Source organism: Cupriavidus sp. P-10, from assembly GCF_003402535.2.
Taxonomy (GTDB): domain Bacteria; phylum Pseudomonadota; class Gammaproteobacteria; order Burkholderiales; family Burkholderiaceae; genus Cupriavidus.
This window is the reverse complement of the sequence record NZ_AP025171.1, coordinates 2883606-2910602: the sequence shown is the minus strand read 5'-3', so window position 1 is coordinate 2910602 and position 26997 is coordinate 2883606. Positions and strand designations below refer to the sequence as shown.

The window sequence follows — 26997 nt, the reverse complement described above, 5'->3', positions numbered from 1 at the left end:
TGAGCATGCCTGATTTCGACATGGTGCTGTTCGGCGGCACCGGCGACCTGGCGCGGCGCAAGCTGCTGCCTTCCCTGTTCGATGCGCATCACGCCGGCCTGCTGAATCCGGCGGCGCGCATTCTCGCCACCGGCAGCCAGCCGCTGTCGACCGCTGACTACCTGGCGTCCCTGGAACAGACCGTGCGTCCCGCACTGGCGCATGCGCCGCCTGAGTCATGGGACAGGTTCTGCCAGCGCATCATCTACGTGCAGGCCGATGCACGCGTGCCGGCGCATTTCGATGCGCTGGCCGACAAGGTGCTGTCGCGCAAGCCCGAAGTGGTGGTGTGCTATCTCGCCACCGCGCCGGACCTGTTCGTGTCGATCTGCGAGCAGTTGGCGCGTACGGGCCTCAACACCCGCACGGCGCCTAACGTACGCATCGTGCTGGAAAAGCCGCTGGGCCATGACCTCGAATCGAACGAGGCGATCAACTCGGCGGTGGCCAACTACTTTGCCGAGGAGCAGATCTATCGCATCGACCATTACCTCGGCAAGGAGTCGGTGCAGAACCTGATGGCGATCCGCTTCGGCAATGCGCTGTTCGAGCCGCTGTGGCGGCGCGAGTGGGTGCAGGACGTGCAGATCACGATCGCCGAAGAGCTCGGCGTGGAAACACGCGGCGATTTCTACGACCACACCGGCGCGCTGCGCGACATGGTGCAGAACCACCTGCTGCAGCTCTTGTGCATGGTGGCGATGGAGCCGCCGGCCAGCCTCTCCGAAGACGCCATCCGCGACGAGAAGATCAAGATCCTGAAGGCGCTCAAGCCGATCACGCCGCAGGACGTCGCCGAGAAAACCGTGCGCGGCCAGTACCGCGCCGGCGCCATCGGCGGCAAGCCGGTGCCGGGCTACACGGACGAGGCCGGCATCGCGCCCGACAGCCGTACCGAAACCTTTGTCGCGATCAAGGCCGAGATCGCCAACTGGCGCTGGGAAGGCGTGCCGTTCTACCTGCGCACCGGCAAGCGCATGCAGGCGCGCGTGGCCGAGATCGTGATCCACTTCCGCGACGTGCCGCATGCGATCTTCCCGCGCCCGCTGACGCTGTCGCCGCAGAACCGGCTGGTGATCCAGCTGCAGCCCGAGGAAAGCATCCGGCTGTACTGCCTGGTCAAGCAGCCCGGCGACACGCTCGAGCTGACGCCGACCTCGCTCGACCTCGACTTCGCCAACTCGTTCAAGGTGCGCCGCGCCGGCGCCTACGAGCGGCTGTTGCTGGACGTGATCCGCGGCCGGCTGGGTTTGTTCGTGCGCCGCGACGAGCAGGTGCAGGCGTGGCGCTGGGTCGAGCCCATCATCGATACCTGGGAAGCGAGCACGGTCCCGCCCAAGCCTTACACCGCCGGCACCTGGGGCCCGGCCGCATCGTCGGCGCTGATGTCGCGCGACGGCGCGCTGTGGCACGAAGAAGCCTGAACCAGAGGAAACGACATGCGCCTGTTCGAACATCCCACCCCGATGGACCAGGCCGAGGCCCTGGCCATCTCGATCAGCAATGCGCTCGAGCTCGCCATCCGCGTCAACGGCTGGGCGGTGCTGGCGGTCTCCGGCGGGCGCTCGCCGGTGCCGATGTTCGAGCGGCTGCGCTACCGCCCGCTGCGATGGGAAGCGGTGACGGTGACGCTGGTCGACGAGCGCGTGGTGCCGCCTGACCACCCCGACAGCAATGCCGCGCTGGTGCGGGCGCACCTGCTGCGCGAGGCCGCCGGCAGTGCCGCCTTCATTCCGCTGGTGGCCGATGGGCAGGACGTGGCCGACCCGGCCGCGGCGGTGGCGCGCGCGAATCGCGCGTTCCGCCAGCCCGACGTGGTGGTGCTTGGCATGGGCGAGGATGGCCATACCGCGTCGCTGTTCCCGGACGCACCCGAGCTGCAGGACGCGCTGAGCGACCCGCAGCCCGCCTACCTGCTGGCGCACCCGGGCGCCGCGCCGCATGCGCGCATCACGCTGAACCTGGCCGCGCTGCTGGCGGCCGAACGCGCGTTCCTGGCGGTCACTGGCGAAGCCAAGGCCAGGGTGCTGGAGCGCGCGCTGCAGGGGCCGACGCCGGCGCTGCCGGTGAGCCTGGTGGCGTCGCGCCACCGGCACGGGTTCGACGTGTTCAAGGCCTGATTCTGAATTCCTGAATTCCTGAATTCCTGAAGGGGACGAGACCGACGCCATGGCTGACACCGCCTCCACACCCGCGACCGCCACCTTCCCGCGCCTGCTTGGCGATATCGGTGGCACCAACGTGCGCTTCGCGCTAGAGACCGCGCCGATGCAGATCGGCCCGGTGACCGCGCTCAAGGTCGCCGACTTCCCCTCGCTCGAAGCCGCGCTGCGCCAGTTCCTGGATGGTCTGGCCGGCACCGGCAAGCCCATGCCGCGCCATGCGGCGATCGGGCTGGCCAACCCGGTTACCGGCGACCAGGTCAGGCTGACCAACCACAACTGGACCTTCTCGGTCGACGGCATGCGCCGCGCGCTCGGCCTGCAGACGCTGTTGGCGCTGAACGACTTCACCGCGCTGGCGCTGGCCTTGCCGCACCTGCCGGCGGACGGCCTGGCGCAGGTGCGCGCCGGCACCGCGGTCCCGACCGCGCCGCTGGCGCTGGTGGGACCGGGCACGGGGCTGGGCGTGTCGGGGCTGGTGCCGGCGCCGGGCGGGCAGATGGTGGCGCTGGCCGGCGAGGGCGGCCATATCGAGCTGATGCCGGCCACCGACGATGAATGGGTGGCGTGGCGCGCGGCCCATCGCCAGGTCGGGCGCGTATCCGCGGAACGGCTGGTGTCGGGCGCGGGGCTGTCGCAGATCCATGCCGCGCTGGCCGCAGAAACGGGTACGCTTTTGCTCGCGCCGCTGCTGCCGGAGCAGGTCACCGACGGCGCCTTCCAGCGCAACGACCCGCTGTGCCAGCGGGCCATGACGGCGTTCTTCGGGCTGCTGGGCTCGGTCGCGGCCGATATCGCGCTGGTGTTGGGCGCACGCGGCGGCGTCTATCTCGGCGGCGGCATCCTGCCGCGCTTCGTGCCGGCGCTGCAGGCCTCCACCTTCGCCGAGCGCTTCGTCGCCAAGGGCCGCATGCGCGGCTGGCTCGAAGACGTGCCGGTCCATGTCATCACCGCGCGCCACCCGGCGCTGCCGGGGCTGGCGCGGGCGCTGGCCGACCGCCTGGATCGCGAAGCGGGGACCGCCTAGCCATGCGCGTGCTGCTGGTGGAAGACGACGCCATGATTGGCGACAGCGTCAGGCAGGCGCTGCGGCAGGAGGGCTTTACCGTCGACTGGGTGCGCGACGGTGATGCAGGCCTGGCCGCGGCCACGTCGTCGCAGGAGGGCGAGGCGTGCTACGACCTGGTGCTGCTCGATCTGGGTTTGCCGCGCCGCTCGGGGCTGGACGTGCTGCGCACGCTGCGCGCACGCGGCGTGCCCACGCCGGTGCTGATCCTGACCGCGCGCGACGCGGTAGCCGACCGCGTCGCGGGCCTCAATGCCGGCGCTGACGACTACCTGGTCAAGCCTTTCGACCTGCAGGAGCTGGCCGCGCGCATGCACGCGCTCGCGCGCCGCGCCGCGGGGCGGGCCGAGCCGCTGGTGGCCTATGGCGAGATCGTGCTCAACCCGTCCACGCGCGAGGTCACGCACCGCGGCGAGCCAGTGCGGCTGTCGGCGCGCGAGTTCGCGCTGCTCTCGGCGCTGATGTCGCGGCCGGGCAAGGTGTGGTCGGTGCCGCAGTTGCAGGAGCGCCTGTACGGCTGGGACGACGAGGTGGGCAGCAATACCGTCGAGGTCTATATCCACGTGCTGCGCAAGAAGTTCGGCGCCGCGCTGATCCGCAATATCCGTGGCGTGGGCTACGTGGTGCCGCGCCTAGATGGCGAGGGAGAGCCCGGCTGATGCGCTCCATCCAGCGAACGCTGCTGTGGTGGCTGGCCGCGGGTTTGCTCGCCGGCATAGCCATCGCCACCGCGCTCATCTACGGCCAGGCACGCCAGGAAGCCAATGCGCTGTTCGATTACCAGATGAAGCAGATGGCCGCGGCGCTGCCGAGCCAGTTTGCCGACCCGGTGGTGCCGCCCTTTATCGGCTCGCCCGGCGACCTCTCGCATGCCGACGAGGACGTCGTCATCCATATCTGGGACGGCTCGGGGCGCAGCCTTTACCTGTCGCATTCGCACGCGGCGCTGCCGTCGCGCGCCGAGCTGGGCTTCTCCAACGTGACCACGCAGCAGGGCGAATGGCGGCTGTACAGCATGCAGCTGGGGCCCACCGTGGTGCAGATCGCGCAACCGATGAGCGCGCGCCGCACGCTGGCCGCGCGCATGGCGCTGCGTACCGTGGCGCCGCTGCTGTTGCTGCTGCCATTGCTGGGCTGGCTGGTTTGGATGGCCGTGGGGCGCGGCCTGCGGCCGTTGCGCGAGATCGCCGCCGAAGTGCGCGCGCGCGACGCCACCGCGCTGGAACCGCTTGCGTTGCGGCAGATGCCGGACGAGATCGCGCCGCTCAGCGCCGCGCTGAACCAGCTGCTGGCGCGGCTCTCGCACGCCATCGACACGCAGCGCGCCTTCGTGGCCGACGCGGCGCACGCGCTGCGCACGCCGCTGGCCGCGCTGCAGCTGCAGGCCCAGTTGGTCGAGCGCGCCGACAGCGGCGCGGCACGTGACGAGGCAGTGGCGAAGCTGCGCCAGGGGCTGGAGCGGCTGACCCACCTGGTCACGCAGCTTCTCACTTTGGCGCGGCAGGAACCCGGGGCGGCCGCGCCGCCGCGCGAGCCGGTCGACCTGCGCGCACTGGCCACCGGCGTGGTGGCGGAACTGGCCCAGGCCGCGCTGGATAGCGATATCGACCTGGGCGTGGACGCCGGCGCGGACGCCGATGCCGAGGCCGACGTGGCGCCGGCCATCGTGCGTGGCGATGCCGATGCCTTGCGCATCCTGCTGACCAACCTGCTGGACAACGCGTTGGTTTACGTCCCGACCGGCAGCCGCATCGACGTGCAGGTGGCACGCGCGGGCGACGGACGCTCGGTCGAGCTGGTGGTCCGCGACAACGGCCCCGGCATTCCGGCTGAGGAACGCGAACGCGTGTTCGACCGCTTCTACCGCGTGCCCGATGCGCCGACCGGCGGCAGCGGGCTGGGCCTGGCGATCGTGGCGGAGATCGCGCAGTCGCATGGGGCGCGCGTGGCGCTCGAAGACGCGCGGCCGGGGCTGCGCGTCAGGGTCGCATTTCCGGCCGCCTGAGGTCCAGCCGTCAGCGTACCGGCGTCAAGCCACAGGTGTCAGCAGCGCCTCGCCGGCAAAATGCCGGCGCGCATTCTCCAGGAACTGCACCACCGACGCCGTGATCGCCTCGGGCGACCAGCCTGCCATGTGCGGCGTCAGCACGACGTTGGGGCAGTCGAACAGCGTCACCGGCGGCGCCGGCTCGCTTTCATAGACGTCCAGCCCGGCGCCGCCGAGCGTACCGGCGCGCAGCGCCGCCGCCAGCGCCTGGGTATCGACCACGCTGCCGCGCGCAATATTGACCAGGAAGCCCGACGGCCCCAGCGCCGCCAGCACGGCGGCGTCCACCAGATGGCGTGTCGCGCCGCCGCCCGGCGTGGCGATCACCAGGTAATCGGCCCAGTCGGCCAGCGCCCCGATGCTGTCGAAATAGCGGTAGCCCACATCCTCGCGCGGCTTGCGGTTGTGGTAGCCGATCTCCAGGTCGAAGCCCTCGCCGCGCCGGGCGATGCGCCGGCCAATGGTGCCCAGCCCGACGATCCCCATGCGCTTGCCCGAGACATTGGGCCGCAGCGGCAGCGCCGTGCGCCAGGTGCCGGCGCGGGTAGCAGCGTCGAGCTGGGGCAGCCCGCGCACCGTCGCCAGCAGCAGCGCGAGCGCGTGGTCGGCGACGCAGCTGTCGTTGGTGCCGGCGCCATTGGCCACGGCAATGCCGCGCGCGCGGGCGTGGGCCACGGCGATGTTCTCGAAGCCGGCGCCGAGCGCGCACACCAGTTCCAGCGCCGGCATGGCGTCGATCTCTGCGGCGGTCAGGCCGGTGGAGCCGATCGTCAGCACCGCGCGGATGCGCGCGCCTTGGGTGGCGATCTGCGCGGCGCGGCCTTCGGCATCGGGCGCGTAGACGATCTCGAACTGTTCGGCGATGGCGTCGCGATGGTGCGGAGCGACCTGGGTCAGGATCAGCAGCGTGGGTTTCATGGCGGAGAGAACGGTGTGACGCGCCGCGTGGCGTGCGAAAAGCGTGAGGGTTGCGAAGGGGATGGCCGCGCCGGGCCGCCCGGCATTCCCGGATCGCGGGATGCCGGGCAAATGGCCGGCGGGCGTCACATTCTAGCGCCGCCATCGCGACCTTGCCGAACGCTGCCACGCCCGGCGCCGGCCAAAACCAGTCACGCAGAAACGGGTACGCTTTGCAGCTGCCAGCCGCGCCGGGAGCGGCTGGCAGCAGCGATTGCCTTGCGGAAGCCGCGCGTTCGAGAGGCGCGCACGGGGCATGCAGAGGCCCGCGCGCCGCCATTTCGCACGTCCTGGCGCGGCACGCAGAAACGGGTACGCTCCGGCGCCGCGCGTATCATCGGTGTCCTCTCCTGCTCACACCCAAAAGGCTGGCATGCGTGCAATCGGCAACTTCCTCTGGTTCATCCTCGGCGGCGTGGTAATGGGCCTGGCATGGTGGCTGGCCGGGCTGCTCTGCTTTATCTCGATCGTCGGCATTCCGTGGGGCAAGGCCTGCTTCGTGATCGGCAGCTTCACCTTCTTCCCGTTCGGCAAGCAGGCCATCAGCCGGCGCGAGCTGACCGGGCGCGACGATGTCGGCACCGGCGCCTTCGGGCTGGTCGGCAATGTGCTGTGGTTTGTGTTTGCCGGCGTGTGGCTGGCGATCGGCCACGTGATGGCGGCAGTCGCGAACTTCGTCACCATCATCGGCATCCCGTTCGCGATCCAGCACCTGAAGCTGGCCGGCATCGCGCTGGCGCCGATCGGCCAGACCGTGGTCAGCAATGAGGTCGCCGAAGCCGCGCGCCGCGACGGTGCGCGCACGCACGTGGACGGCCTGCGGCGCTAGGCTTGGGTCGCTAGGCCTCGTCGCTGTCCGCCGCGCCGTCCTGCTGGGCGGCGTGCGCCACCAGCCGGTCGAGCAGGCTGCCCAGCAGCGCCTGTTCCGCCTCGCTCAGGCAGCCGAAGATCTCGTCATTGCGCCGCGCGATCATCGCGATCGCCTGCCGGTACAGCGGCTTGCCCTGCGCGGTCAGGGCCAGCACCACGCCGCGGCCATCGGCGGCGCTGGCTTCCTTGCTGACCAGTCCCCGTTCCACCAGCGCCTGCGCCGAGCGGCTGGCCTGGCCCTTGGTCAGGTTGGCACGCTGCGCCAGCGCGTTGACCGACAGCGGCGCGAACGCGCCGATCGCGGCCAGGCAGCGGCCCTCGCTCAGCAGCAGGCCGCATTGCTCCAGGTAGGCGGCGGCGCTGTCCTTGTCGCTGAGCTTGTTGACCTGGTGCAGGCGGTAGGTCAGGAACTGTTCCAGGCGTGGCAGTGGTTTCATGGCGATGTCCGGTCGGGCGTGGGCATTGTAGTGCCTACGCCTGGCTGCGCGCCTCCGCCTCGTCGATCAGTGCGAGCACCGGTGCCAGTGTTTCCTGCCGGCTCATCAACCCCAGGCACACCATCGCCAGCAGCAGCGGCGAACGTTCCTCGCCGGTGCGGCCCATGGCCTCGCACAGGCGCGTATAGGCGAGGTCGAGATCATCAGCTTGCATGGCGGGCTCCGGCCGGTTGGGATTGCGGGGTTTGCATCAGGGGGGCGAGGGTCGCGGCGACGTCGTCCCACGCGGGATCGCGCCAGCGCGCCAGCACGTAGCCGTCGGGGCGGATCGCGTAGAGGGCGCCGGAGCAGGCGCCGTAGCGCGCCTGCGCCTGGCCGGCGACATCGGCGAGCGCGTTGTCCGCGGGGATGGCGGTGCCGCTGACGACCACGCGCGCCTGCAGCGTTTGCGGATGGGCTTGCACCAGTGCGGCCAGCGTTGCCGGCAGCGTCGGCGAATCACCGAAGTACAGCAACGTGAAGCGCTGCCCGAAGCATTGCGTCAGGTGGGCGATGCCCTCCGCGCTGGCGACGCGCGCTTCCGGAGCCGGCAGCCCGGGCGCGGCGCCGGGGCAGTCGGCGCCGAAGTCGCTGGCACCATTCAGCGGCGAACCGGCATAGGCAATCGGAGCCGACTGGCGCGGGTTGATCAGCGAACGCACCGCGGTGTCGCCCTGCGCCAGCCGCAGCGTGGCCTCGCGCATCAGGCGGAAGGCAAAGTCGGGAGGCGCCATGAATTCGGTGCTTTTGGCACCGTAGGCGATGTTCTGCCGGGTGGCGTGGACGCGCTCGACCGAATAGGAGTCGAGCAGGCTGTCCGCGGCCTGACCGCGCACTACCGCGGCCAGCTTCCACGCCAGGTTGCCGGCGTCGTCCAGCCCCGAATTAAGCCCGCGCACGCCGAAGATCGGCACCAGATGCGCGGCGTCGCCGGCGAACAGCACGCGGCCGTGGCGGTAATCCTGCAGCGTCAGGCACTTGGCGTTGTAGATCGAGATCCACAGCGGCTGCCAGGGCTCGGTTTCGCCGATCATGTCCAGGTGGCTCTGCACGCGCGGCAGCACGTTCTCCGGCTTGACCGCTTCCTCAGGGTCCTCGTCGTCGCGGATCTGGTAGTCGATGCGCCAGACGTCGTCGGGCTGGCGGTGCATCAGGATGGTCGAGCCCGGGTTCGAAGGCGGGTCGAACCACGCCAGCCGCTCCACCTCGCGCGGGGTCTTCTGCACGATGTCGACGATCACGTAGCGGCCCTCGTACTGCGTGCCTTCCATGCGCAGGCCCAGTTGCTCGCGCACCGTGCTGCGGCCGCCGTCGCAGGCCACCAGCCATTGTGCGTCGACCTGCACCACGCCGCCGGCGCTCTCGATTTCCGCCACCACGCCGCCGTCATGCGGTCGCACCGTGCGCACGCGCGCGCCGAAACGCACGTCGGCCGGCGTGTCGCCCCGCAGCGAGGCTTCGTGCGCGAAGGCTTCGAGGTAGTACTGCTGGATGTTGACCATCGGCGCGAAGCGCTCATCCGGCTCGCTTGGCATGCGGAAGTGCAGCACCTCGGCGTCGCGGTAGTAACTGCGTCCGCCCACCCAGGGCAGGCCCGTTTCGACCGTTTGCTGGTCCGCGCCGACCCACCCCAGGATCTCGAGCGAGCGGCGCGACATGCAGATGGCGCGGCTGCCGGCGCAGTAGCCAGCGTCGGCCTCGACCACCAGCGTGGCGATGCCGTAGCGCGCCAGCAGCGCCGCCAGCGCCAGCCCGACCGGGCCGCCGCCGGCAATCAGCACGGGTACGTGGTGCGGCCAGGGGCGCCGCGTAACAGGAGGCGGTGCCGGCGGCACGGCCGCGTGCGGGGCGGTGGAGTCTGGCATGGCTGGGTCTCGCTCGATGTAATTGGTTGTGTGCGCAACTATATATCAGATGGTTGCGCACGAAACTAGTGTTTACCCGATTGGCTGCTCGGGCTCCGAGGCTTTCCTACGGAAAAGGAGACAAGTCGCACGTCGCTCACCCCATGCCGTGGCCTATGCTTCGCAGAGCGCACCCGCTACTGCCTAGCCTTCGCCATGCCGATCCTGCCCACTGATGCCGTGCCCCGCGCCAGCTGGCTGCCCCCTGCCGGCAGCTGGCGCTACCACGCGCTGCTGGGCGCGGCCGGCATGCTGGTGCTGGGGCCGCTCGGCGGCATTGCCGCGGCCTATATGAATTTCTCGCTGGGATTCTTTGTCGGTGGCCAGGTGCTGGCGGGCATACTTGGTTCTGTAGTGACCGCCGGCTATGGCGCGCCGGGCAGGCACGGTGCCAACTACATCCAGACCGCGGCGGCGTCGGTAGCGGGCATGGGCGGGATGGCGGTGGTGTTGCAGGCGATGGCATGGCTGGGTTTGGCGCAGCCGCCGCTGTGGCAGCTGGTGCTCTACATGCTGTGCATCGGCATGTACGGCGTAGGCATCGGCATGTTGTACACGCCGCTGCTGGTAGACCGGATGCAGCTGACGTTCCCGTCGGGACTGGCGGTCGCCAATATCCTGCGCGCACTGACCGACCCGGCGCTGCTGCGTCGCTCGGTGGCCCGGCTGGGCGGCGGCATGGCGCTGGGGCTGGCCAGTGGCCTGGGCGCCGCGCGCGTGCCGTGGCTGGCTGCGCTGGATCTGTCCGCGGCAACTTTCGGCGCCGGCATGATCGTCGGGGCGCGCATCGGCATTGCCGCGCTGGTAGGCGGCCTGGTCGGCTGGGCGCTGACGCCGTGGTTCGTCGCAGTGGGGTGGCTCGCGCCCGGCGAACCGTACCGCAAGGCCACCTTCCTGGTGGCGCTCGGCATGATCATGGGCGCGGCGGCGCTCGATGTCGCCCTGCTGCTGGGGCAGGCGTGGCGCCAGTGGCGCGGCCGGTCGGGACAGGCGGCGCCGTCACGGCGCGGGCCCGGCATGGCATGGGTGGCCGCGTGGGCGCTGCTCTGGGGAGCCGCCACGGTCGCCGCCGGCGTGATGTGGTTCGGCCAGCCGTTGGGCTTCCAGCTGATGGCGGTGCTGCTGGTGCTGGTGTTCGCGCTGGTCAACGGCATCTCGGTCGGCATGGTCGACCAGAACCCGATCTCGTCCGCCTTCGTGCTGACGGTGATCCTGATGGCCGCGGCCGGATTGCGCGCGCCGCACGTGGGCCTGATCGCGGCGACCGTGCTGCTGGTGGCGACCGCTGAAGCCAGCGACATGCAGCAGGACCGCTCCACCGGCTGGCGGCTGGGCAGCGACCGCATGGTGCAGTTCGGCTACCAGGTCGCTGGCATCGTGGTGGGGGCGCTGGTGGCCGTGGCGATGGCGCGGCTGTTCATGCATGCGTACCCGGTGCTGGCGCTGGACCAGACCCGGCTGCCGGCAGACCAGCAGCCGGCGCGCTGGACCTCGGCCATGACCTACAAGATCGTCGGCGTGCTGCACGGGCTGGCGCAGCCACGCGCCGCCCAGCACGCCGCGGTGGCGCTCGGCTTGGCGCTGGGGCTGGCCACGGCAGTGCTGCGCAAGCTGGTCCTGGGCGGGCCGGCATGGCAGCGCTTCGCCCAATCGGGCCGGCGGGGCAGGGTGGCGGATTTTGTGCTCGATGCAGTGCTGCTGCCGTCGCCCTATGCATCGTCCTTTGGCGGCTTTGTTAACCTGGCGGCGGCAGGCTGGATGGCCGCCGGTGGCGTGGTGGCCAGTATCGGCGGCGCCATGGTGAGGCGCAGGCCCGGGGCCAGGCGTGCGCAGCAGGCGCTGCCCGAGGACATGAGCACCGCGTCGCTGCTGGGCGGGGGCCTGATCGCCGGCGACGCACTTGCTGCACTGGCCTTCGGCCTGGCCGGGCTGCTGGCAGTGACGTGGAACTGACACCGGAAGATTGTCAAATTATATTGACGCTTCTGTCCAATCCGCAGTGGATTGTCAAATCGCATGGCCGGCGTACCATGTCGGCCAGACAGACGTACCGCCTGACCCGGAGAATCCTCATGGCCCTTGACCAAGAATCCTTTGCCCTGCTGCGCGCCTCGGTGCAGCGCTTCATCGATGAACGCCTGAAGCCCGCCGAGGACACGCTGGAAGAGACCGACGACGTCCCGGCCGAGATCGTCGCGGACATGAAGGAGATGGGCCTGTTCGGCATCTCCATTCCCGAGAACTACGGCGGCATCGGCCTGTCGATGTCGCAGGAATGCGATGTGGTGTACGACCTCGGCCACACCGCCTTTGCCTTCCGCTCGGTGTTCGGCACCAACGTCGGCATCGGCTCGCAGGGCATCCTGATGGATGGCACCGAGGAGCAGAAGCAAAGCTACCTGCCGCGCATCGCCAGCGGCGAGCTGATCATCTCGTTTGCGCTGACCGAACCGAACGCCGGCTCCGACGCCGCCTCGCTGCAGACCAAGGCCGAGCTGGACGGCGACCACTACGTCATCAACGGCACCAAGCGCTTTATCACCAACGCACCGCGCGCCGGCGCCTTCACGCTGATGGCGCGTACCGGCGGTCCGGGCGCCTCGGGCATCTCGTCCTTTATCGTGCCGGCCGACACCCCGGGCATCTCGCTGGGCAAGCCGGACAAGAAGATGGGCCAGCGAGGCACCAAGACCTGCGACGTGGTGCTGGAAAACGTGCGCGTGCCGGCGGCCAACATCATCGGCGGCGTGCCGGGCGTGGGCTTCAAGACCGCGATGAAGGTGCTCGACCGCGGCCGCCTGCATATCTCGGCGCTGGCCTGCGGCATGGCGCATCGCCTGATCAGCGACGCGGTGGCCTATGCCAAGGAGCGCAAGCAGTTCGGCAAGCCCATCGGCGACTTCCAGCTGATCCAGGCCATGCTGGCCGACAGCCAGGCCGAGCTCTATGCCGGCCTGTCGATGGTGCGCGACTGCGCGCAGCGCTACGATGCCAAGCCCGCCGGCAAGAGCGATCCGGAAGTCAGCATGCTGGCCTCCTGCACCAAGATGTTCTGTACCGAGATGGTGGGCCGCGTGGCCGATCGCGCGGTGCAGATCCACGGTGGCGCCGGCTATATCGCCGAGTACAAGGCCGAGCGCTTCTACCGCGACGTGCGCCTGCTGCGCCTGTATGAAGGCACCACGCAGATCCAGCAGATCATCATCGCCAAGCAGCTGCTGCGCGACTGACCATGCAACGGCCCGGTGTGGCAGGAGTCGGCATGAACGATTGGCAGGATCGCGGTCCGGCAGGCCGTGACGTTGACACCCCGCACCGCCTGCGCGCGGTGGTGGCGACCTATCGCCCTGCATTGCAGGCGTATACGCTGGCGGTATCGCCCGCTGAGCTGATGGCGTTGGGCGCGGTGCCGGCCAATATGGCGCAGGGGACGCAGGCCAGCGACCCGCGTGCGCAAGCGCACCTGGCGCGCTTGCGTGGCGAGGTGCAGGCCAGCGGTATCGCGCTGCCAGGCGCGATCGTGCTGGCGGTCAGCGGCGGCATCCTGCAATGCGAGTGCGATCACTTGTACACGCTGCAACTGCAGCCGTGCCGCGGCGACCGCCTGATCGTGATGGAGGGCTACGAGCGCTTGCTGGCCCTCGCGCATGGCGAACGCCGGCAATGCAAGACGCTGGTGTCGGCTGTCATGTGGCGCACGGCACTGGACAACGCTGCGCAGATGTCGTTGGCCGATGCCGGCCAGCTCACCGAAGCCGAGGATGCGGCCGAGGCCGCTGCTGCCGCCACGCAATCGTGCGCCGCGCGATGGGCCAACGCGACGCGGGTCTGGCACTGATCGCACCGCGTGCGATGTGAAGGTCGAAGGCCGCCGGCATGGCGGCCTTTATTTTTGGTTGCGGCGCTGATCTGGTCGCTTATTGCTGCGGCCACACCCCGTCGACATCGCGCAGCAGGTGGCCGGCGAGAATGTAGTCCCCGAGCCGCGTGGCCTTGGCTTCGAGTTCGAGCAGTTCATGGTCCGCCAGCGTGCCAAGATCGAACTGGCAATAGAGATTGCGTTGGCGGAACGTGCCCTTGGGTTTGGCGAGCCCTTCGATCAGGGCTTCGCGGGAGCGGACGGCAATACTTTCCTGTCCGCGATACTGCACCTTGATACCGCGCTTTTCTCCGAGCCTGCCGAGTTCGACCGCATCCTGCCAGCCCGTCTCGTAGTCCAGCTCCAGCGCCAGCACGTCTTCCGAGGCCAGAAGCCGGAGCGCTTCTGCCTTGCTGCCAGCTCGCACGATTGACATCCACACCTCTTATATCGACTTATACTGTACGAATATACAGTCAACCCGGGGTCGCGGCAAGGGCCATGCACCGTGGCAGGCTTGCCCGGCTGGTCTTGCCGCGCCCGGCCGTTAGCCTGGCCGCTTGGGCAGCATAACGCTGCCCAAAGCGGTCTTGCGCATTCCGCCAGTGCAGCCGAATTTTGTTTCCCGGATATGTCAGGGCTGCGCGGCCGGCGTGGCGCCCGCGGCTTCGGTGTTCGCACTGGCGCCTGCCTGGCTGCCTCGGGCCGCATCGCGTGCTTGAGTCGGCTGCGCGGCTGGCGCGCCACTGAAGTCGCCCGCATAGACGCGGGACAGGCCGCCCGCCTGCATATAGCGCCGGATGGCGGCATTGACCGATTCCCTTGTCGCCGCGCGCAAGCGCGTTTCGAGTTCCGCAGTGAAGGCCATGGTACGGCCGAGGTAGAGCTGGTTGGCAAGCGTACCCGCCAGCGCCGCGTCGTTGCTGCGGCTGACCGTCCCCTGCTGCAGCAGGCCGCTGACCGCTTCGGCCAGTTCCGGTGCGGTGATGCCATCGCGCGTAAAGCGCTCGAGCTCGTCGGCGACCGCGTGCTGCAAGCGCGCGAGGTTCTGCGGTGCGTATTGCGCCTGCAACCCGAAACGGCCGGCGCGGTCGAGCGCGCCCACCTGTACCCAGCTGCTGGCGCCGTAGCTCAACCCTTCCTGCTGGCGCAGGCGGTCGGCCAGCCGGCTGCGCAGGCTGGCGCCGCCCAGCACGCGGTTGGCGATCATCATCAGCGCATAGTCCGGCGAGTCGCTGGTCAGGTCGATAGGCGCAGCGGCCACGTAGACGGCATTGGCCTTGCCCGGCGCGGGCAGCATGAACTCGGCCGGCGGAATCGGCACGAATGGCCGGTCGACGTGTGCATACGGCTGCGCCGCGGTCCAGTCGCCGAACAGCTGCGCGGCCTGCGCCGCAGCGGCCGGCGCGTCGAAGTCGCCGACCAGGCTCAGCTGCGCATGGCCCGCGCCATAGAAACGCGCATGGAAATCCCGCACCTGCGCCAGCGTGGCCGCGCGCAGGTCGGCGATATTCTCGGCAATGCTGCGCGCGTGGCGCGGATCGCCCACCGGATAGGGGTCGCCGTGGCGGCCGAGCGCATTCGACGCCATCACGCCCGGCTGGCTCTGGATGCTTTCGATATCAGCGATGCTGGTCTTTCGCAGCGTCTCGAATTCGGCTTCAGGGAAGTCAGGCGCGCGCAGGATCTCGCGCAGCAGTGCCAGCAGCTCGGGCAACTGGGCCCGGCGCGTCTCGAAGCTGATGGTCACGCGCTCGGAACTGCCGCCGATGCTGGCGCGCGCGCGCAGCGACTCGATGCGGTCGGCGATCTGCTGGCGGTCCAGGCCGCCGGCGCCGCGCCGCAGCATCGACGCGGTCAGCGTCCCGACCGTAGTCAGTCCCTGCAGGCTCTGCACGTCGCCCATGCGCAGCACCAGCACGCCGTGCACCACCTCTCCGCGCGCCGGCTTGGGCAGCAGGGCCAGCTGCATGCCGTTGGCCAGCGTCTGGCGCGTGGTGTGCGCCTCGATATTGGCGGGGCTGGGGTCGAACGGCGCGACCGCGGCCAGCGCGGGCTTGCCCTGGTAGCCGTTGACCATCGCGGCGACATCCGGCTTGGCGGGTACCTGCACGCGGCTGGGCTGCGCGGACGGCACGAACAGGCCCACGGTGCGATTCGACGACTGCAGGTAGTTCTGCGCCACGCGCTGCACGTCCGCCAGCGTGGTGGTCTCGATGCGGTCGCGGTTCAGGAAGAACAGCCGCCAGTCGCCCTTGGCGATGGCCTCGGACAAGGCGATGCCAAGCGCGCCCGGATCGCTCATGTAGTGGTCGTAGGCATTGCGCATGCGCACGCGCGCGCGTTCCAGTTCGGCTTCGGTCACGGGGGCCTCGGCAAAGCCTTCCACCTGTGTGATCAGGCCTGCGCGCGCGGCCGCAAGCGACTGGTCCCTGGAGGTTTCCGCCATGACCAGCAGCGTGCCGGGATCCTTCATCGAATAGAACGCGGTGCCGATCGAAGCGGCCTGGCCGCGCTCGACCAGCGCCTTGTACAGGCGCCCGCCGGGCGTGTCGCCGAGGATGATGGTCAGCATCGACAAGGCGGTAGTGTCCGGATGCGCGCCGGGGCTGACATGGTATTGCGCAGCCACCAGGCTGTTGTCGCCAGGCCGCATGATGACCAGTTCGCGCGCGCCTTCCTGAGGCGGTTCGACGGTGTGCTCCGGCGGCAGCACGCGCGTGGGGCGTGGAATCGGGCCGAAGTAGCGCTCGATGCGCGCCAGCGTGGCGGCGGGATCGAACTTGCCCGCCACCACCAGCACCGCGTTGTCGGGCTGGTAGTAGCGCCGGTAGAACGCGCGCAGGTTGTCGATGCTGACGTTCTCGACATCGCTGCGCGCACCGATCGGCGCCTTGCCATAGTTGTGCCAGCGGTACGCGGCGGACATGGTCTGCTGCATCAGCATGCGCGACGGGCTGTTTTCGCCCATTTCCATCTCGTTGCGCACCACGGTCATCTCGCTGTCGAGATCGGCCTTGGACAGCACGCTGTTGACCATGCGGTCCGCTTCCATGCGCAGCGCCCAGTCGAGGTTTTCGTCGCTGGCGGCAAAGGTGCCAAAGTAGTTGGTACGGTCCTGCGCGGTGGTGCCGTTGACGCTCATGCCGCGCCGCGCGAATTCGGTCGGGATGGCCTTGCCCGGCAGCGACGGCGTGCCCTTGAACAGCAGGTGCTCGAGCAGGTGGGCCATGCCGGTCTCGCCGTAGTTCTCGTGGCGGCTGCCCACGAGGTAGGTGATGTTGACCGTGGTGGTGGGCTTGCCCGCGTCCGGCGCCAGTACGATGCGCAGGCCGTTGGGGAGGCGGTATTCGGTGATGCCCTCCACGGTGGCGACCTGCCGCACCAGCGAAGGCGATGCCGCAGGCACCGGCTGCACGGGTTGCGCCGGCGCAGGCAGCGGGGCCAGCGAGGCAAGCATCGACAGGTGCAGGGCAAAACGGCGCATGGCGTCTCCGGTGTGGGCTGGCTGCCGGGTGATGAATACAGGGCAGTGGCGTAAAGCGCAATTCTAGCCGCCGCCCGTACCCGGAACTGTGCCGCAGCCCACCTCTGCACGCCAGAGGGAAATGTCCGAATCCAGCCGGTGCCCAGGTTGCCGAAGCGGTAGCATGCCAGCATGAACCTCGATCCCGATACCTGCTACAAGGCCGTGGCGTCGCATGACCGCCGCTTCGACGGGCGCTTCTTCGTAGGCGTGTCCTCGACCGGTGTGTACTGCCGGCCGGTGTGCGCGGTACGCACCCCCAGGCGCGAGAACTGCACCTTCTATGAAAGTGCCGCCGCCGCCGAGAAGCACGGCTTCCGTCCCTGCCTGCGCTGCCGCCCCGAACTTGCGCCGGGCCACGGGCTGGCCGATATCTCGGGCCGGCTCGCGCAGGCCGCTGCCACGCTGATCGACGAAGGCTTCATGGCCGAAGGCAGCGTCACCGGGCTGGCCGCGCGCATCGGCGTGACCGAGCGGCATTTGCGGCGCCTGTTCGATGCGCAGTTCGGCGTCTCGGTGCTGGAATATGCGCAGACGCAGCGGCTGCTGCTGGCCAAGCGCCTGCTGGCCGACACTGCGCTGCCGGTGACCGAGGTGGCGCTGGCGGCGGGCTTCGGCAGCGTGCGCCGCTTCAACGATGTGCTGAAGACGCGCTACGGCCTGACCCCGCTCGCGCTGCGCCGGCGCGCCACCGATGGCGTGGGCGACCGGCTGGTGTTCGAACTGGGCTACCGGCCGCCGCTGGCGTGGGAGGCGCTGCTGGGCTTCCTGGCCACGCGCGCGGTGGATGGCATCGAAGAGATCCGCGACGGCGCCTATGCGCGCACGCTGCGCGTGGAGGCGGGCGGCACCGTGTATGCGGGCTGGGTTCGCATCGAGCATGGGCCGCGCCGCATGGTGTTGCGCGTGACCCTGTCGGCATCGCTGGCGCGTGCGATCCCGCAGGCGCTGGGCAAGGTGCGCAGGCTGTGCGACCTGGGCTGCCGTCCCGATGTGGTCGACCGGCACCTCGGCGAGCTTGCGCAGGCCATGCCGGGCATGCGGCTGCCGGGCAGTGTCGACGGGTTTGAGATTGCCGTGCGTGCGGTGGTGGGGCAGGTCATCCCGGTCGTGCATGCGCGCCGCATCCTGGCCGCAATGGCACAGCGCGTGGCGTCGGCGGAAGCGCTGCCCGAGGCACTGCCCGGCAGTTTGCGCTTCCTGTTCCCGAGTGCCGCCGCCATCGTCGCCATGCCGCTGCAGGAGCTGCGCGACGCCGGCGTGCCGGCGGGCAAGGCACGCACGCTGCAGGCGCTGGCGCAATGCGTGGCCGACGGCACGCTCGCGCTTGACGCGCATGCGCCGCCGGAAGCGACCGTCGCGGCGCTGCGCGCCATCGACGGCATCGGCGACTGGACCGCGCAGTACGTCGCCATGCGCGCGCTCGGCTGGCCCGACGCCTTTCCCGGCACCGACTACGCGCTGCGCAAGGTGCTGGGCGTCGACACCGTCCGCGCGATGCAGGTGCGCACCGCGCAGTGGGCGCCGTGGCGCGCCTATGCGGCAGTCCACCTGTGGCATCGCTATGAGACCATGAAGGACGCGCCCGCCGCGCCCGTCGCGCGCGAACCGGAGACCATGACATGAGCAGCTATCGCCAGATCGACAGCCCCCTGGGCACCATGCTGCTGCGCGCGGAAGGGACGTACCTGACCGGCGTCTTTTTCGCGGGGCAGAAGTACTACCCCGCCAACATGGCCGGGGCCACCGGTGACGCGTCGCCGCAGGAAGCGGCGGTGCTCGAGCGCGCCGCGCAGGAGCTGGCCGAATACTTCGCCGGCAATCGCGACGCCTTTACGGTGCCGGTACGCTTCGCGGGCAGCCCGTTCCAGCAGCGCGTCTGGCAGGCGCTGCAGGCCATCCCATGTGGCGCGACGGCGTCCTACGGCGAACTCGCCCGCGCCCTGGGACTGCCGCCGACGCACGCGCGCGCGGTCGGCGGCGCGGTGGGGCGCAACCCGCTGTCGGTGGTCGTGCCCTGCCATCGCGTGCTCGGCACCGCCGGCGCGCTGACCGGCTACGCCGGCGGCATCGAGCGCAAGCGCGCGCTGCTGCGGCGCGAGGGCGCCGGCCCCGCGGGCGGCTGAGCCGACGCCATGCCGCGCCTGTTTTTTGCCGTGGAAGTCCCGCCCGCGCAGGCGGCGCGGCTACTGTCGACCCTGCCGTCGACGAGCGGCCTGCGCCCGGTGCCGGCCGAGCAGGTCCATCTCACGCTGCAATTCCTGGGCGAATGCGGCGTACCCGAGGCGCAGATGAACGCGGCGCTCGACGGACTCGCGGTGCCGGCCTTTACGCTGCAGGCTGCGGGCACTGGCCGCTTCCGCAGCGGCCAGGGGGCCGTACTGTGGGCTGGTCTCGCGCCGGGTCCCGGGCTGGACGCGCTGCGTGCGCTGCACGCCGCGGTGGGGCAGGCGCTGGCGCAGGCCACCGGGATCGAACCGGAACGCCGCCGCTACCATCCACACCTGACCCTGGCACGCTGCCGCCCGACGGTGCCGGAGGCCGTGTTGCGCGCCTGGCTCGATCAACAGCGCATGCTCGCCAGCGACCCCTGGCCGGTGCAGCGGCTGGTGCTGTTCGAGAGCCGACTGGGACCGCAGGGCGCGGAGCATCTCGTGCGGCAGGCGTGGCCCCTGGCCCGGCCCGCCGCTACGCCAGGTTGCTGAGCCCCAACGCCACCCCCAGCCCGCACAGTGCCGAGCCGATGGCGCCGTCCAGCAGCCGCTGCCGGCGCAGCATCGCCGCCCGCAGCGCCGGCGCGGTGAACACACAGGCCACCAGGCTGAACCACGCCAGATGCGCCAGCGACATGAACCCGCCATAGCCGAACTGCACCGGCACCGGGGTATGCGCATCCACCACCTGCGTATAGGTGCTGACGACGAACAGGGTGCATTTCGGGTTCAGCGCATTGGTGAGGAAGCCCATCCTCAAGGCCGCGGCCGGACGCAGTGCCGGCGCGCCGTGCAGGTCGACCGCCAGCGGCGCGCGCCGGCGCAGTGTCTGCACGCCGATCCACACCAGGTAGGCCGCGCCCAGCGCCTTCACAACCGTCAGCACGCCGTGCGCGTGCGCCATCAGCAGCGCCACGCCGAACATCGTGTACAGCACATGGACCTGAACCCCCAGCGCGATCCCGGAGGCACTGAGCAGCCCGGCGCGGCGGCCGTACAGGTAGCTGTTGCGGGTCACCATGGCGAAGTCCGGGCCGGGGCTGACCACCGCGAGCACGGTCACGGCGGCGACCGCCAGCGATTCGGCGACTGGAATCATTTTCTGTGAAATTACGTTGTGGTTGAGGCAGGATTACCGCACTAGCTCTTGGCCGGCGGGCCAAAACGTACCCAATTCTGCGTGCGGCAACGGGCCACCACAACCGATATATACTCGCGCAAATCCGTGAGAAAAACTGACTGAAAACCCCGATGCACTGGCTGGGCTGGATCCGATTCTTCGAGGCTGCCGCACGGCACGAGAGCTTCGTGCGCGCGGCCGAGGAGCTGCACCTGACCCACGGCGCGGTCAGCCGGCAGATCCGCCAGCTGGAGGACACGCTCGGCGTGGCGCTGTTCGAGCGGCGCAACCGAGGCGTCTTCCTTACCGAGGCGGGGCGCACGCTGTTTGCCGCCGCCTCGCAGTCGATGGAGATCCTGGCCGGCGCCGCCGCGCGCATCCGCACCCAGCCGCCTGGCCGCGCGCTGGTGCTGTCGTGCGAGCCGACCGTGGCGATGCGCTGGCTGATCCCGCGGTTGCCGCGGTTTGCCGCACGCCACCCCGACATCCCGCTGCACCTGATGGCGGCCGGCGGGCCGATCGATTTCGCGCGCAGTGGCGCCGACCTGGCGCTGCGGCGCAATGATTTCGCCTTTGAGGCGCGCTGGCATGCGCGCGAGGTGGCGCAGGAATGGGTCGGGCCGGTCTGCCGCCCGCTGCTGGCCCAGGGCGCCGCAGCCGTGCCGGCACGGCTGCATACGCGCACCCGGCCCGATGCGTGGCAACGCTGGCTGGCGGCGGCCGGCCCCGCGGCGCAAGCCGCCAGGTTCGAGGGCGATGCCTGGTACGAGCACTTCTACCTGAGCCTGCAGGCCGCTGCCGCAGGGCTCGGCTGGGCCATGGCTTCCCGGCTGATGGCCGCCGACGAGATCGCCGACGGGCGCCTGGCCGCTCCGTTCGGCTTCACGCCGGATGGATCGGCGTACCATCTGTTGTCGCCGGCGCCGTTCGAGAACGACACGCGCCGGCTGCTGCTGCTGGCGTGGCTGCGCGAAGAGGCGCAGGCCACGCTGGCCATGCCTGGCGCACTCCCCGAGGCACCACCGCCGGCCCCGACAGACGCCTGAAAGCGGCGCAGGCGCTACCCCCCGTAAGTCTGTGCTCAAGTTCTGCCACAGATTTGCCGAAGGTGTCGCCATGAGTCTTGCCGGACGTGGGGGCACGCGCTTAACATGCGGCGCGCGGCCGGCAGGCCGACTAGCTGCCGCGCCCCCCACTACCCGGCGGCATCCCGCTATACCAGACGTTGCGTGAATTTATGAATCAGCACGAAGCCTCCGGGGCCGGCACCGGAACCGATACCGATATCGACACGGTCGCCGCCATGCCGCTGGCGGATGAGCGTTACCGCCTCACGCACAACTCCCAGATCGGCACCGTCCTGCGCGACCTGTCGTGGCAGAAGTGCATGCTGAGCGTGCGCACCCGCACCGGCCACCAGTTCGTCACCTCGGTCCTGCATGTCGATCCGGTCAACCGGACCTTTGTGTTCGACTGGTGCAACGCCGATGCCGAGCGGCAGTCGTTGATGACCTCGGAAGAGAATGCGTTTTCCGGCCTGCTGCGTGGCGTGCCGGTGAATTTCCTGGTCGGGCAGCCCGCCGCGACCCGCTTCGAGCAGGGCCCGGCCTTTGTCGTCGAGTTTCCGGAGAAGCTCTATCACTTCCAGCGCCGCCGCCATTTCCGCGCGCGCACGCTGGTGACCAAGGGCTACCGCTGCGAGATCCGCGGCGCCGACAATGCCCTGCTGTGCCTGGATATCGCCGACCTGTCCCTGTCCGGCGTCGGGCTGCGCTCGAAGAGCGTCACGGAGGAGCAACTGCCGGTCGGCACCACGGTGGCCAAGTGCCGGCTCGACTTCCGCGAACTGGGCAAGCTCGAACTCGACCTGCAGGTGGTTGGCCACTGGCTGGTCGGCCACGATGACAACGCCATCCACCACTTTGGCTGCGCCTTTGTCAGTCCGGACGGCCGCATGGAGAATTTCCTGCAGCGGCTGGTGTTCGCGCTGGAGCTGGCACACCGGGGCTGATTGCAGATAGCTGGCGCAGGGCCGGCCGCTGCCGGAGCCTGCTGGCGCATATCGCCGACCATGGCATGACCGCGGCCATGCTCGGCCCCGCGCGGTTGCGTGGCTAGGAGCCGATCAGCCGCCCGATCGCCGCGGCGGCTTCGCGCATCGGCGGCAGCAGCCGCGTGACCATCTCGCTTTCCGGCACGCGCGCGGCACGCACGCTCACGCTCAGGCCGGCCAGCACGATGCCCGAGGCCGAGCGTACCGGGACGGAGATCGCGCGCAGGCCCGGCTCCAGCTCCTCATCGACGATCACGTAGTCGACTTCGCGCGCCCGCGCGAAGCAAGCTTCCAGCTCCTGCCGCGACACCTTGGTCTGCAGCGTGCGCGGGCGCAGTTCGGCATGCTCGAAAAAGCCATCGAGCACCGTGGCCGGCTGGTGCGCCAGCAGCAGCCGGCCGTTGGAGGTGCAGTAAGCTGGCAGGCGGCTGCCCATGCCCAGCGAATAGTTCAGCACGCGCTGCACTTCGGAGCGCACCAGGTAGAGGATGTCGGTGCCGTCGAGGATGGCCAGCGCGCAGGTCTCGTGGATGCGCGCGCTCAGGTTGTCCAGGATCGGCTGCGCCAGCGACACCAGCGAGGTCGACGAGAAATACGCATGCCCAAGGTGCAGCACGCGCGGGCGCAGCGCGAACTGGCCGTCCTGCTGGCTGACGTAGCCGAGCTGCTCCAGCGTATAGAGGCAGCGCCGCACCGAGGCGCGCGACAGCTGCGTGCGCTGCGCCACCTGCGAAATGGTCAGCGGACGCTTGCGTTCCGAGAAGGCCTCCAGCACGGTCAGCCCGCGCGCCAGCGACAGCATGAAATTGGGATCGCCGGCAAAGCTGCTCAGCAAATCGGCGTGCGGCCGGGCGACGCGGACGGTGTCGGCCTGTGCATGACCGAGACCGATGGGGCGGAGGACTTCCATTGGGCTGTGCTGTCCGGGTTCGTTGTTCGATAATCGCGCAATCTTAAACCGCCTTGGCGCAAGGGGCCAGCACTGCGTGCATCCACGTGTGTCCCGGTGGGCACGATGCGCTGTTTGTGATCGATACTTTACCCGTAGGCTGCGGACTCAGCGCCGCGCCCGTACTCGCTCCGCGACCTCGAACAACGCCATGCCGGCCAGCATGGCGCCGACAAAGCCCCACGCCTTGGCGTAGCCTGCGCCAAGCGCCACCAGCGCCGGGCCCGGGCAGAAGCCGGCCAGCCCCCAGCCTACGCCGAAGGCGGCGCTGCCCAGCACCAGCCGCGGCGTGATCGCTGACGCAGTGGGCCACTGCATCGGCTGGCCCAGCCACGCACGCGAGCGTCGGCGAGCCAGCGCAAACGCCAGCGTGCCCACCAGCACGGCGCCGGCCATCACGAATGCCAGCGAAGGATCCCAGGCTCCAGCCAGGTCCAGGAAGCCCAGCACCTTGCCGGGGTCGGCCATGCCGGACACGATCAGGCCAATGCCGAATACCAGGCCGGCCAGCAGCGCGAACCAGACCCTCATGTCAGCCTCCGAGCAGGTGGCGCTGCACCAGCACTGTCAGGAAGCCCGCCGCCATGAAGGTCAGCGTGGCCACCAGCGAGCGCACCGACCCGCGCGACAGGCCGCATACGCCGTGGCCGCTGGTACAGCCGCCCGCATAGCGCGTGCCGATGCCCACCAGCAGCCCCGCGGCCAGCACGGTGCCCCAGCCCGCGTCGATGCGCGCCTGCGGCATGGCCCCGAAAGCGCCGGCCAGCCACGGTGCCAGCAGCAACCCGGCGATGAAGGCGGCGCGCCAGGCGGTGTCGCCGTGCGGCAGCGACAGCATGCCGCCGACGATGCCGCTGATGCCGGCAATCCGGCCCAGGCCCAGGATCATCAGCGCCGCGGCCAGCCCGATGACGAGGCCACCGGCCAGCGACAGCCATGGCGTGAAATGGGTGAAGTCAATCTGCATGGAAATCTCCGCGAATGGGGCCGGCAGCACTGCCCGAGGCGGGGATTATAGGGGGCCAGAACTGGCGGCAGGCAGCGGGTATCACGCACTCGCGGCCGGTGTCGGGCACGCGGCGACCGAACAGAAAAAAGTCGCCGCTGGGGCAGCGGCGACCGGGAAGGGTCTGTCAATCAAGAGGGGGTCTTGCTGACAGGGAAAAGTATAGACATTTGAATTAAGACATTACATACAACTTTGGTGGGGTGCGCACGCATCACATGCGGGGCCCCACGCCGCGGTGGACCCACGTGTCAGAACGGCTTGCCGAGGAAGAGGTAGAAGCTGTATGTCCCGGCCGCGGCCCGGCCATAGGCGAAATAGAGCGGCCCGAGCGGGCTGTCCAGTGCCAGGAACAGCGATCCCGACTTGAGCAGCCCGGTCGGGCTGCCCGGCACCAGCGGCGCGCCCATGCGGCCCGCCTCCAGTGAGAAGCCGGCGTAGATGCCCTGCAGCAGCGTCTGCCGCGCCAGCTTGTTGTAGTAGACCAGCCGCGCAAACTGCAGGTTGCCGCCCAGCAGCTGGCCGGTCGCATAGCCGGATTGCTGCAGGAATCCACCCCACTGGAACAGGTCATAGCGCGGCAGCGGGTTGCCGACATTGGTGCCGGCCTTGAGGCCGAGCGAGACGGTATGGTTGCCGAACGAATGGGCATACACCAGGTCGGCCTGCGCCTTGATATAGGCATCGTCGGCACCGAGTCCCGGTTGCGAGGCATAGACCCGCAACGAGCCAGCATAGCCGAAGCGCGGGAAGTCGACGCTGTCGAGCTGGTCGAAGAAGAGCCGTCCGGTAATGGCGCCGCGCTTGATCCTGCCGGGGCCCGGCGACAGCTGTTCCGGGCCGGTGCTCAGCGTGGCGTCCAGCGTGCCGGTCTGCACGCCCAGCCGCAGCTCGCCGTACTTGGTGAACTGGCTGCCCACGTCCAGTGCCACGTCGAAGCGGCGCAGGTCATAGGTGGCCAGGCGGGTGCTGCCCTGGAACACATTGACCGGGCGGCGCTCCAGCTCGATGCGCGGGGCGATGAAGAAGTACTGGCGCGTGTTCAGCGGCTGGTAGAACTCGCTCGTCAGCGAAGTGGTCTGGCCTACCTGCAAATCGGTGCGCCATTCGGCGCCAAGCGAGTTCAGCCAGGTGCGCCGGTAGCTGCCGATCAGGTTGAAGAACGCATCGCCGCGGAAGTCCGAGCTGAGCCCGAGGCCAAAGCGCAGGTAGTCTGGCCCGTACGACTTCTCGACCGCGTTGACCACCAGGATGCGCTTGCCCGGTTCTTCCATGATGCCGTAGTTGACGTGCTCGAAGTCGCCGGTGCCGAACAGCCGGCGCATGTCCTGGTCGAGCGTGGCCTGGTCGACCGGCTCGCCCGGCTTGGTCTCCATCACCGCCGTCGCAAACTCGGGATTGACACGGTGCAGCGGCGCCATCTCGATCGCATCCACCGGCCGCGTGTCCGGCGGCGGCACCGCCTGCTGCACCACGCGCAGCTGCGCGTACTGCGCCGGCGGCAGCGCCAGCGGCGCGAGGCGGTCGGCCACCCGGCGCGCAGCCGCTTCGCCGATGGGGATGGTGGCGGCCAGGTGGTCAAAGTCAGTCGCGGAAAAATCGCCGAGCGCGGGCTCGATCAGCACGTCGGCGGGAGCCAGCGAAGTCAGCGAAGCGCGCACGTTCTGCTCGGTCAGGATGTTGAGCATCTGGCCCGTCACGCCGATGACCGAGGTCAGTTCCTCGCGCTTCATCAGCGGCGTGCCGAGGTTCACGGCGATGATGACATCGGCGCCCATCGCGCGCGCCACGCCGACCGGCAGGTTGTCGGTGAGCCCGCCATCGACCAGCAGCTTTCCTGCGTATTCCGCCGGTGCCACCGCGCCCGGCACCGACATGCTGGCGCGCATCACGTTGGCCAGCTCGCCGGCCCTGAACACTACCGGTGTGCCGGCGACCAGGTCGGTGGCGACGGCACGGTACGGGATCGGCAGCTTGTCGAAGTCGCGGTAGCCGGGCGTGCGTGCCAGCTGGCGCAGCACCGTTTCCAGCTGCACGCCCGAGACCGCTCCCTTGGGCAGCAGCAGCCCGCGTGCCTGCACGCCGATCTCGGGCGTGAACAGGTTGGTGAAGTCATCCTGCTTGCGGCGGATGGTCAGGTCCTGGCGCGGCGGGCGTTCCTTGAACAGCTTTTCGGTGCTCAGGCCGCTGACCAGCCGCTCCATCTCGGCGGGCGACATGCCGGTGGCATAGGCGCCGCCCACCAGCGAGCCCATGCTGGTGCCTGCGATGCAGTCCACCGGCACGCGCAGTTCCTCCAGCACCTTGAGCACGCCGATATGCGCGGCACCGCGCGCACCGCCACCGGACAATACCAGGCAGACGCGCGGACGCGTGCCGTTGGCCGGCGCGGTGGCGGCGGGCGTGTCGATCGCGGCAGGCGCTGCGGGCACGAGCGCTGGCGCCGGTACGGCGGCCGCATCCGGTGCGGCCCGGGCGGCCATGGCAAGGCACGCCGCCAGCACGAGCGCTGCCAGCCGCAGGATCCGCAACCGTCTGGATGTGGCTGCCTTCATGTCGTCGTCCGTTCAGCAGGCAGCCGCATAGGCGGCGCCGGTGGGCGTCGGCCTATCTTCGGGCAAAACGCGGCGCACGGGCCGCCTGGCGCGCGTGCCGTAAAAACAATTCAACATGCCGCTCGGAAGCGTGCAGATCGGCATTCCCAGCCGCAAGCGCACTGCGCAGGCCGCGTGCAGAGACTAAGATGAACA

The 26997-nt window shown here is 69.6% G+C and carries 25 protein-coding genes; 14 read left to right on the top strand and 11 right to left on the bottom strand.

The features are described from left to right. The first annotated feature begins 5 nt into the window (after positions 1 to 5). From zwf to CTP10_RS29990, 5 genes are read left to right on the top strand one after another with little or no spacing between them, the layout of a single operon-like run. Positions 6 to 1463 carry a glucose-6-phosphate dehydrogenase gene (gene zwf / locus CTP10_RS30010; protein ID WP_116319170.1) on the top strand — a complete coding sequence of 486 codons (1458 nt, stop codon included), beginning with the start codon at positions 6 to 8 and terminating at the stop codon, positions 1461 to 1463. A 15-nt stretch (positions 1464 to 1478) separates the two neighbouring features. Then, positions 1479 to 2159: a 6-phosphogluconolactonase gene (pgl, locus tag CTP10_RS30005; protein ID WP_116319168.1), complete on the top strand. Its 681-nt coding sequence runs from the start codon at positions 1479 to 1481 to the stop codon at positions 2157 to 2159. 49 nt (positions 2160 to 2208) lie between these two features. Beyond that, positions 2209 to 3228: a glucokinase gene (gene glk, locus CTP10_RS30000; protein WP_116319166.1), complete on the top strand. Its 1020-nt coding sequence runs from the start codon at positions 2209 to 2211 to the stop codon at positions 3226 to 3228. 2 nt (positions 3229 to 3230) lie between these two features. After that, a complete protein-coding gene (locus tag CTP10_RS29995; protein ID WP_116319164.1) occupies positions 3231 to 3926 on the top strand; it encodes a response regulator transcription factor in 696 nt (231 codons plus the stop codon). Then, a complete protein-coding gene (locus CTP10_RS29990; protein ID WP_116319162.1) occupies positions 3926 to 5272 on the top strand; it encodes a sensor histidine kinase in 1347 nt (448 codons plus the stop codon). Before CTP10_RS29995 ends, CTP10_RS29990 begins: the two co-directional genes overlap by 1 nt. Positions 5273 to 5296: 24 nt before the next feature. Here CTP10_RS29990 and CTP10_RS29985 read toward each other — a convergent pair whose 3' ends face one another. Beyond that, positions 5297 to 6232, bottom strand: coding sequence for a 2-hydroxyacid dehydrogenase (locus CTP10_RS29985; protein ID WP_116319160.1), 936 nt, complete (start codon positions 6230 to 6232; stop codon positions 5297 to 5299). A gap of 412 nt (positions 6233 to 6644) precedes the next feature. On the opposite strand from CTP10_RS29985, the gene CTP10_RS29980 reads away from it, so the two are divergent. Further along, on the top strand, positions 6645 to 7100 hold the full coding sequence (locus tag CTP10_RS29980) for a YccF domain-containing protein (protein WP_116319158.1): 456 nt from the start codon (positions 6645 to 6647) through the stop codon (positions 7098 to 7100). A gap of 10 nt (positions 7101 to 7110) precedes the next feature. Here CTP10_RS29980 and CTP10_RS29975 read toward each other — a convergent pair whose 3' ends face one another. From CTP10_RS29975 to CTP10_RS29965, 3 genes are read right to left on the bottom strand one after another with little or no spacing between them, the layout of a single operon-like run. After that, complete coding sequence (locus CTP10_RS29975; RefSeq protein WP_116319157.1) at positions 7111 to 7578, bottom strand: MarR family winged helix-turn-helix transcriptional regulator; 468 nt, start codon at positions 7576 to 7578, stop codon at positions 7111 to 7113. Between the two features lie 34 nt (positions 7579 to 7612). Next, on the bottom strand, positions 7613 to 7792 hold the full coding sequence (locus tag CTP10_RS29970; protein WP_116319155.1) for a hypothetical protein: 180 nt from the start codon (positions 7790 to 7792) through the stop codon (positions 7613 to 7615). Continuing rightward, positions 7782 to 9482 (bottom strand): FAD-dependent oxidoreductase, encoded by a 1701-nt coding sequence (locus tag CTP10_RS29965; protein WP_116319153.1) that lies wholly within the window; start codon positions 9480 to 9482, stop codon positions 7782 to 7784. Before CTP10_RS29965 ends, CTP10_RS29970 begins: the two co-directional genes overlap by 11 nt. Positions 9483 to 9677: 195 nt before the next feature. Here CTP10_RS29965 and CTP10_RS29960 point away from each other — a divergent pair, with 195 nt between their 5' ends. The 3 genes from CTP10_RS29960 to CTP10_RS29950 all read left to right on the top strand — a co-directional run bounded on the left by CTP10_RS29960 (position 9678) and on the right by CTP10_RS29950 (position 13359). Further along, on the top strand, positions 9678 to 11474 hold the full coding sequence (locus tag CTP10_RS29960; RefSeq protein WP_116319152.1) for an OPT/YSL family transporter: 1797 nt from the start codon (positions 9678 to 9680) through the stop codon (positions 11472 to 11474). Positions 11475 to 11593: 119 nt separating this feature from the next. Further along, positions 11594 to 12751, top strand: a complete 1158-nt coding sequence (locus tag CTP10_RS29955) for an acyl-CoA dehydrogenase family protein (protein WP_116319151.1) — start codon at positions 11594 to 11596, stop codon at positions 12749 to 12751. 32 nt (positions 12752 to 12783) lie between these two features. Beyond that, positions 12784 to 13359 carry a hypothetical protein gene (locus CTP10_RS29950; RefSeq protein WP_116319149.1) on the top strand — a complete coding sequence of 192 codons (576 nt, stop codon included), beginning with the start codon at positions 12784 to 12786 and terminating at the stop codon, positions 13357 to 13359. Positions 13360 to 13438: 79 nt separating this feature from the next. On the opposite strand, the gene CTP10_RS29945 is transcribed toward CTP10_RS29950, so the two are convergent. Next, on the bottom strand, positions 13439 to 13816 hold the full coding sequence (locus CTP10_RS29945) for a hypothetical protein (RefSeq protein ID WP_029045162.1): 378 nt from the start codon (positions 13814 to 13816) through the stop codon (positions 13439 to 13441). Between the two features lie 198 nt (positions 13817 to 14014). Then, the gene (locus CTP10_RS29940; RefSeq protein ID WP_116319147.1) at positions 14015 to 16867 is read right to left on the bottom strand and encodes a M16 family metallopeptidase; all 2853 of its coding nucleotides are present in this window, start codon (positions 16865 to 16867) and stop codon (positions 14015 to 14017) included. A 171-nt stretch (positions 16868 to 17038) separates the two neighbouring features. Here CTP10_RS29940 and CTP10_RS29935 point away from each other — a divergent pair, with 171 nt between their 5' ends. The 3 genes from CTP10_RS29935 to thpR are packed head-to-tail and all read left to right on the top strand — an operon-like array spanning position 17039 to position 19611. Next, entirely contained in the window at positions 17039 to 18532 is a 1494-nt protein-coding gene (locus CTP10_RS29935) for an AlkA N-terminal domain-containing protein (protein ID WP_116319145.1), read from the top strand. Continuing rightward, positions 18529 to 19032 (top strand): methylated-DNA--[protein]-cysteine S-methyltransferase, encoded by a 504-nt coding sequence (locus CTP10_RS29930; RefSeq protein WP_116319144.1) that lies wholly within the window; start codon positions 18529 to 18531, stop codon positions 19030 to 19032. The genes CTP10_RS29935 and CTP10_RS29930 overlap by 4 nt, the downstream gene beginning before the upstream one ends. A 9-nt stretch (positions 19033 to 19041) precedes the next feature. Beyond that, positions 19042 to 19611, top strand: coding sequence for an RNA 2',3'-cyclic phosphodiesterase (gene thpR, locus CTP10_RS29925; protein ID WP_116319143.1), 570 nt, complete (start codon positions 19042 to 19044; stop codon positions 19609 to 19611). Here thpR and CTP10_RS29920 read toward each other — a convergent pair. Next, on the bottom strand, positions 19595 to 20218 hold the full coding sequence (locus CTP10_RS29920) for a LysE family transporter (RefSeq protein WP_116319142.1): 624 nt from the start codon (positions 20216 to 20218) through the stop codon (positions 19595 to 19597). The two genes, thpR and CTP10_RS29920, sit on opposite strands and share 17 nt — an antisense overlap. Before the next feature lie 152 nt (positions 20219 to 20370). Between CTP10_RS29920 and CTP10_RS29915 the strand changes: the two genes are divergently transcribed. Both CTP10_RS29915 and CTP10_RS29910 read left to right on the top strand, forming a co-directional pair. Beyond that, on the top strand, positions 20371 to 21285 hold the full coding sequence (locus CTP10_RS29915) for a LysR family transcriptional regulator (protein ID WP_116319141.1): 915 nt from the start codon (positions 20371 to 20373) through the stop codon (positions 21283 to 21285). Positions 21286 to 21476: 191 nt separating this feature from the next. Further along, positions 21477 to 22250, top strand: coding sequence for a flagellar brake protein (locus CTP10_RS29910; RefSeq protein WP_116319140.1), 774 nt, complete (start codon positions 21477 to 21479; stop codon positions 22248 to 22250). A gap of 103 nt (positions 22251 to 22353) precedes the next feature. Here CTP10_RS29910 and CTP10_RS29905 read toward each other — a convergent pair whose 3' ends face one another. From CTP10_RS29905 to CTP10_RS29890, 4 genes are all read right to left on the bottom strand, one after another. Continuing rightward, positions 22354 to 23202 (bottom strand): IclR family transcriptional regulator domain-containing protein, encoded by an 849-nt coding sequence (locus tag CTP10_RS29905; RefSeq protein WP_116319139.1) that lies wholly within the window; start codon positions 23200 to 23202, stop codon positions 22354 to 22356. 147 nt (positions 23203 to 23349) lie between these two features. Next, a complete protein-coding gene (locus CTP10_RS29900; protein WP_116319138.1) occupies positions 23350 to 23772 on the bottom strand; it encodes a YeeE/YedE family protein in 423 nt (140 codons plus the stop codon). Between the two features lies 1 nt (position 23773). Further along, positions 23774 to 24208, bottom strand: coding sequence for a YeeE/YedE family protein (locus tag CTP10_RS29895; RefSeq protein WP_116319137.1), 435 nt, complete (start codon positions 24206 to 24208; stop codon positions 23774 to 23776). A 290-nt stretch (positions 24209 to 24498) separates the two neighbouring features. Continuing rightward, complete coding sequence (locus tag CTP10_RS29890; protein ID WP_116319136.1) at positions 24499 to 26802, bottom strand: patatin-like phospholipase family protein; 2304 nt, start codon at positions 26800 to 26802, stop codon at positions 24499 to 24501. Positions 26803 to 26997 lie beyond the last annotated feature (195 nt).

Bases quoted from the DNA above. Each gene is read 5' to 3' on its own strand.
- pgl (WP_116319168.1), top strand. From the start codon at position 1,479: ATGCGCCTGTTCGAACATCCCACCCCGATGGACCAGGCCGAGGCCCTG.
- CTP10_RS29955 (WP_116319151.1), top strand. From the start codon at position 11,594: ATGGCCCTTGACCAAGAATCCTTTGCCCTGCTGCGCGCCTCGGTGCAG.
- CTP10_RS29970 (WP_116319155.1), bottom strand. From the start codon at position 7,792: ATGCAAGCTGATGATCTCGACCTCGCCTATACGCGCCTGTGCGAGGCC.
- CTP10_RS29960 (WP_116319152.1), top strand. From the start codon at position 9,678: ATGCCGATCCTGCCCACTGATGCCGTGCCCCGCGCCAGCTGGCTGCCC.
- CTP10_RS29890 (WP_116319136.1), bottom strand. From the start codon at position 26,802: ATGAAGGCAGCCACATCCAGACGGTTGCGGATCCTGCGGCTGGCAGCG.
- CTP10_RS29905 (WP_116319139.1), bottom strand. From the start codon at position 23,202: ATGGAAGTCCTCCGCCCCATCGGTCTCGGTCATGCACAGGCCGACACC.
- CTP10_RS29995 (WP_116319164.1), top strand. From the start codon at position 3,231: ATGCGCGTGCTGCTGGTGGAAGACGACGCCATGATTGGCGACAGCGTC.
- CTP10_RS29935 (WP_116319145.1), top strand. From the start codon at position 17,039: ATGAACCTCGATCCCGATACCTGCTACAAGGCCGTGGCGTCGCATGAC.
- CTP10_RS29940 (WP_116319147.1), bottom strand. From the start codon at position 16,867: ATGCGCCGTTTTGCCCTGCACCTGTCGATGCTTGCCTCGCTGGCCCCG.
- CTP10_RS29900 (WP_116319138.1), bottom strand. From the start codon at position 23,772: ATGAGGGTCTGGTTCGCGCTGCTGGCCGGCCTGGTATTCGGCATTGGC.
- CTP10_RS29950 (WP_116319149.1), top strand. From the start codon at position 12,784: ATGAACGATTGGCAGGATCGCGGTCCGGCAGGCCGTGACGTTGACACC.
- CTP10_RS29975 (WP_116319157.1), bottom strand. From the start codon at position 7,578: ATGAAACCACTGCCACGCCTGGAACAGTTCCTGACCTACCGCCTGCAC.
- thpR (WP_116319143.1), top strand. From the start codon at position 19,042: ATGCCGCGCCTGTTTTTTGCCGTGGAAGTCCCGCCCGCGCAGGCGGCG.
- CTP10_RS29910 (WP_116319140.1), top strand. From the start codon at position 21,477: ATGAATCAGCACGAAGCCTCCGGGGCCGGCACCGGAACCGATACCGAT.
- CTP10_RS29895 (WP_116319137.1), bottom strand. From the start codon at position 24,208: ATGCAGATTGACTTCACCCATTTCACGCCATGGCTGTCGCTGGCCGGT.
- CTP10_RS29985 (WP_116319160.1), bottom strand. From the start codon at position 6,232: ATGAAACCCACGCTGCTGATCCTGACCCAGGTCGCTCCGCACCATCGC.
- glk (WP_116319166.1), top strand. From the start codon at position 2,209: ATGGCTGACACCGCCTCCACACCCGCGACCGCCACCTTCCCGCGCCTG.
- CTP10_RS29965 (WP_116319153.1), bottom strand. From the start codon at position 9,482: ATGCCAGACTCCACCGCCCCGCACGCGGCCGTGCCGCCGGCACCGCCT.
- zwf (WP_116319170.1), top strand. From the start codon at position 6: ATGCCTGATTTCGACATGGTGCTGTTCGGCGGCACCGGCGACCTGGCG.
- CTP10_RS29945 (WP_029045162.1), bottom strand. From the start codon at position 13,816: ATGTCAATCGTGCGAGCTGGCAGCAAGGCAGAAGCGCTCCGGCTTCTG.
- CTP10_RS29915 (WP_116319141.1), top strand. From the start codon at position 20,371: ATGCACTGGCTGGGCTGGATCCGATTCTTCGAGGCTGCCGCACGGCAC.
- CTP10_RS29990 (WP_116319162.1), top strand. From the start codon at position 3,926: ATGCGCTCCATCCAGCGAACGCTGCTGTGGTGGCTGGCCGCGGGTTTG.
- CTP10_RS29930 (WP_116319144.1), top strand. From the start codon at position 18,529: ATGAGCAGCTATCGCCAGATCGACAGCCCCCTGGGCACCATGCTGCTG.
- CTP10_RS29980 (WP_116319158.1), top strand. From the start codon at position 6,645: ATGCGTGCAATCGGCAACTTCCTCTGGTTCATCCTCGGCGGCGTGGTA.
- CTP10_RS29920 (WP_116319142.1), bottom strand. From the start codon at position 20,218: ATGATTCCAGTCGCCGAATCGCTGGCGGTCGCCGCCGTGACCGTGCTC.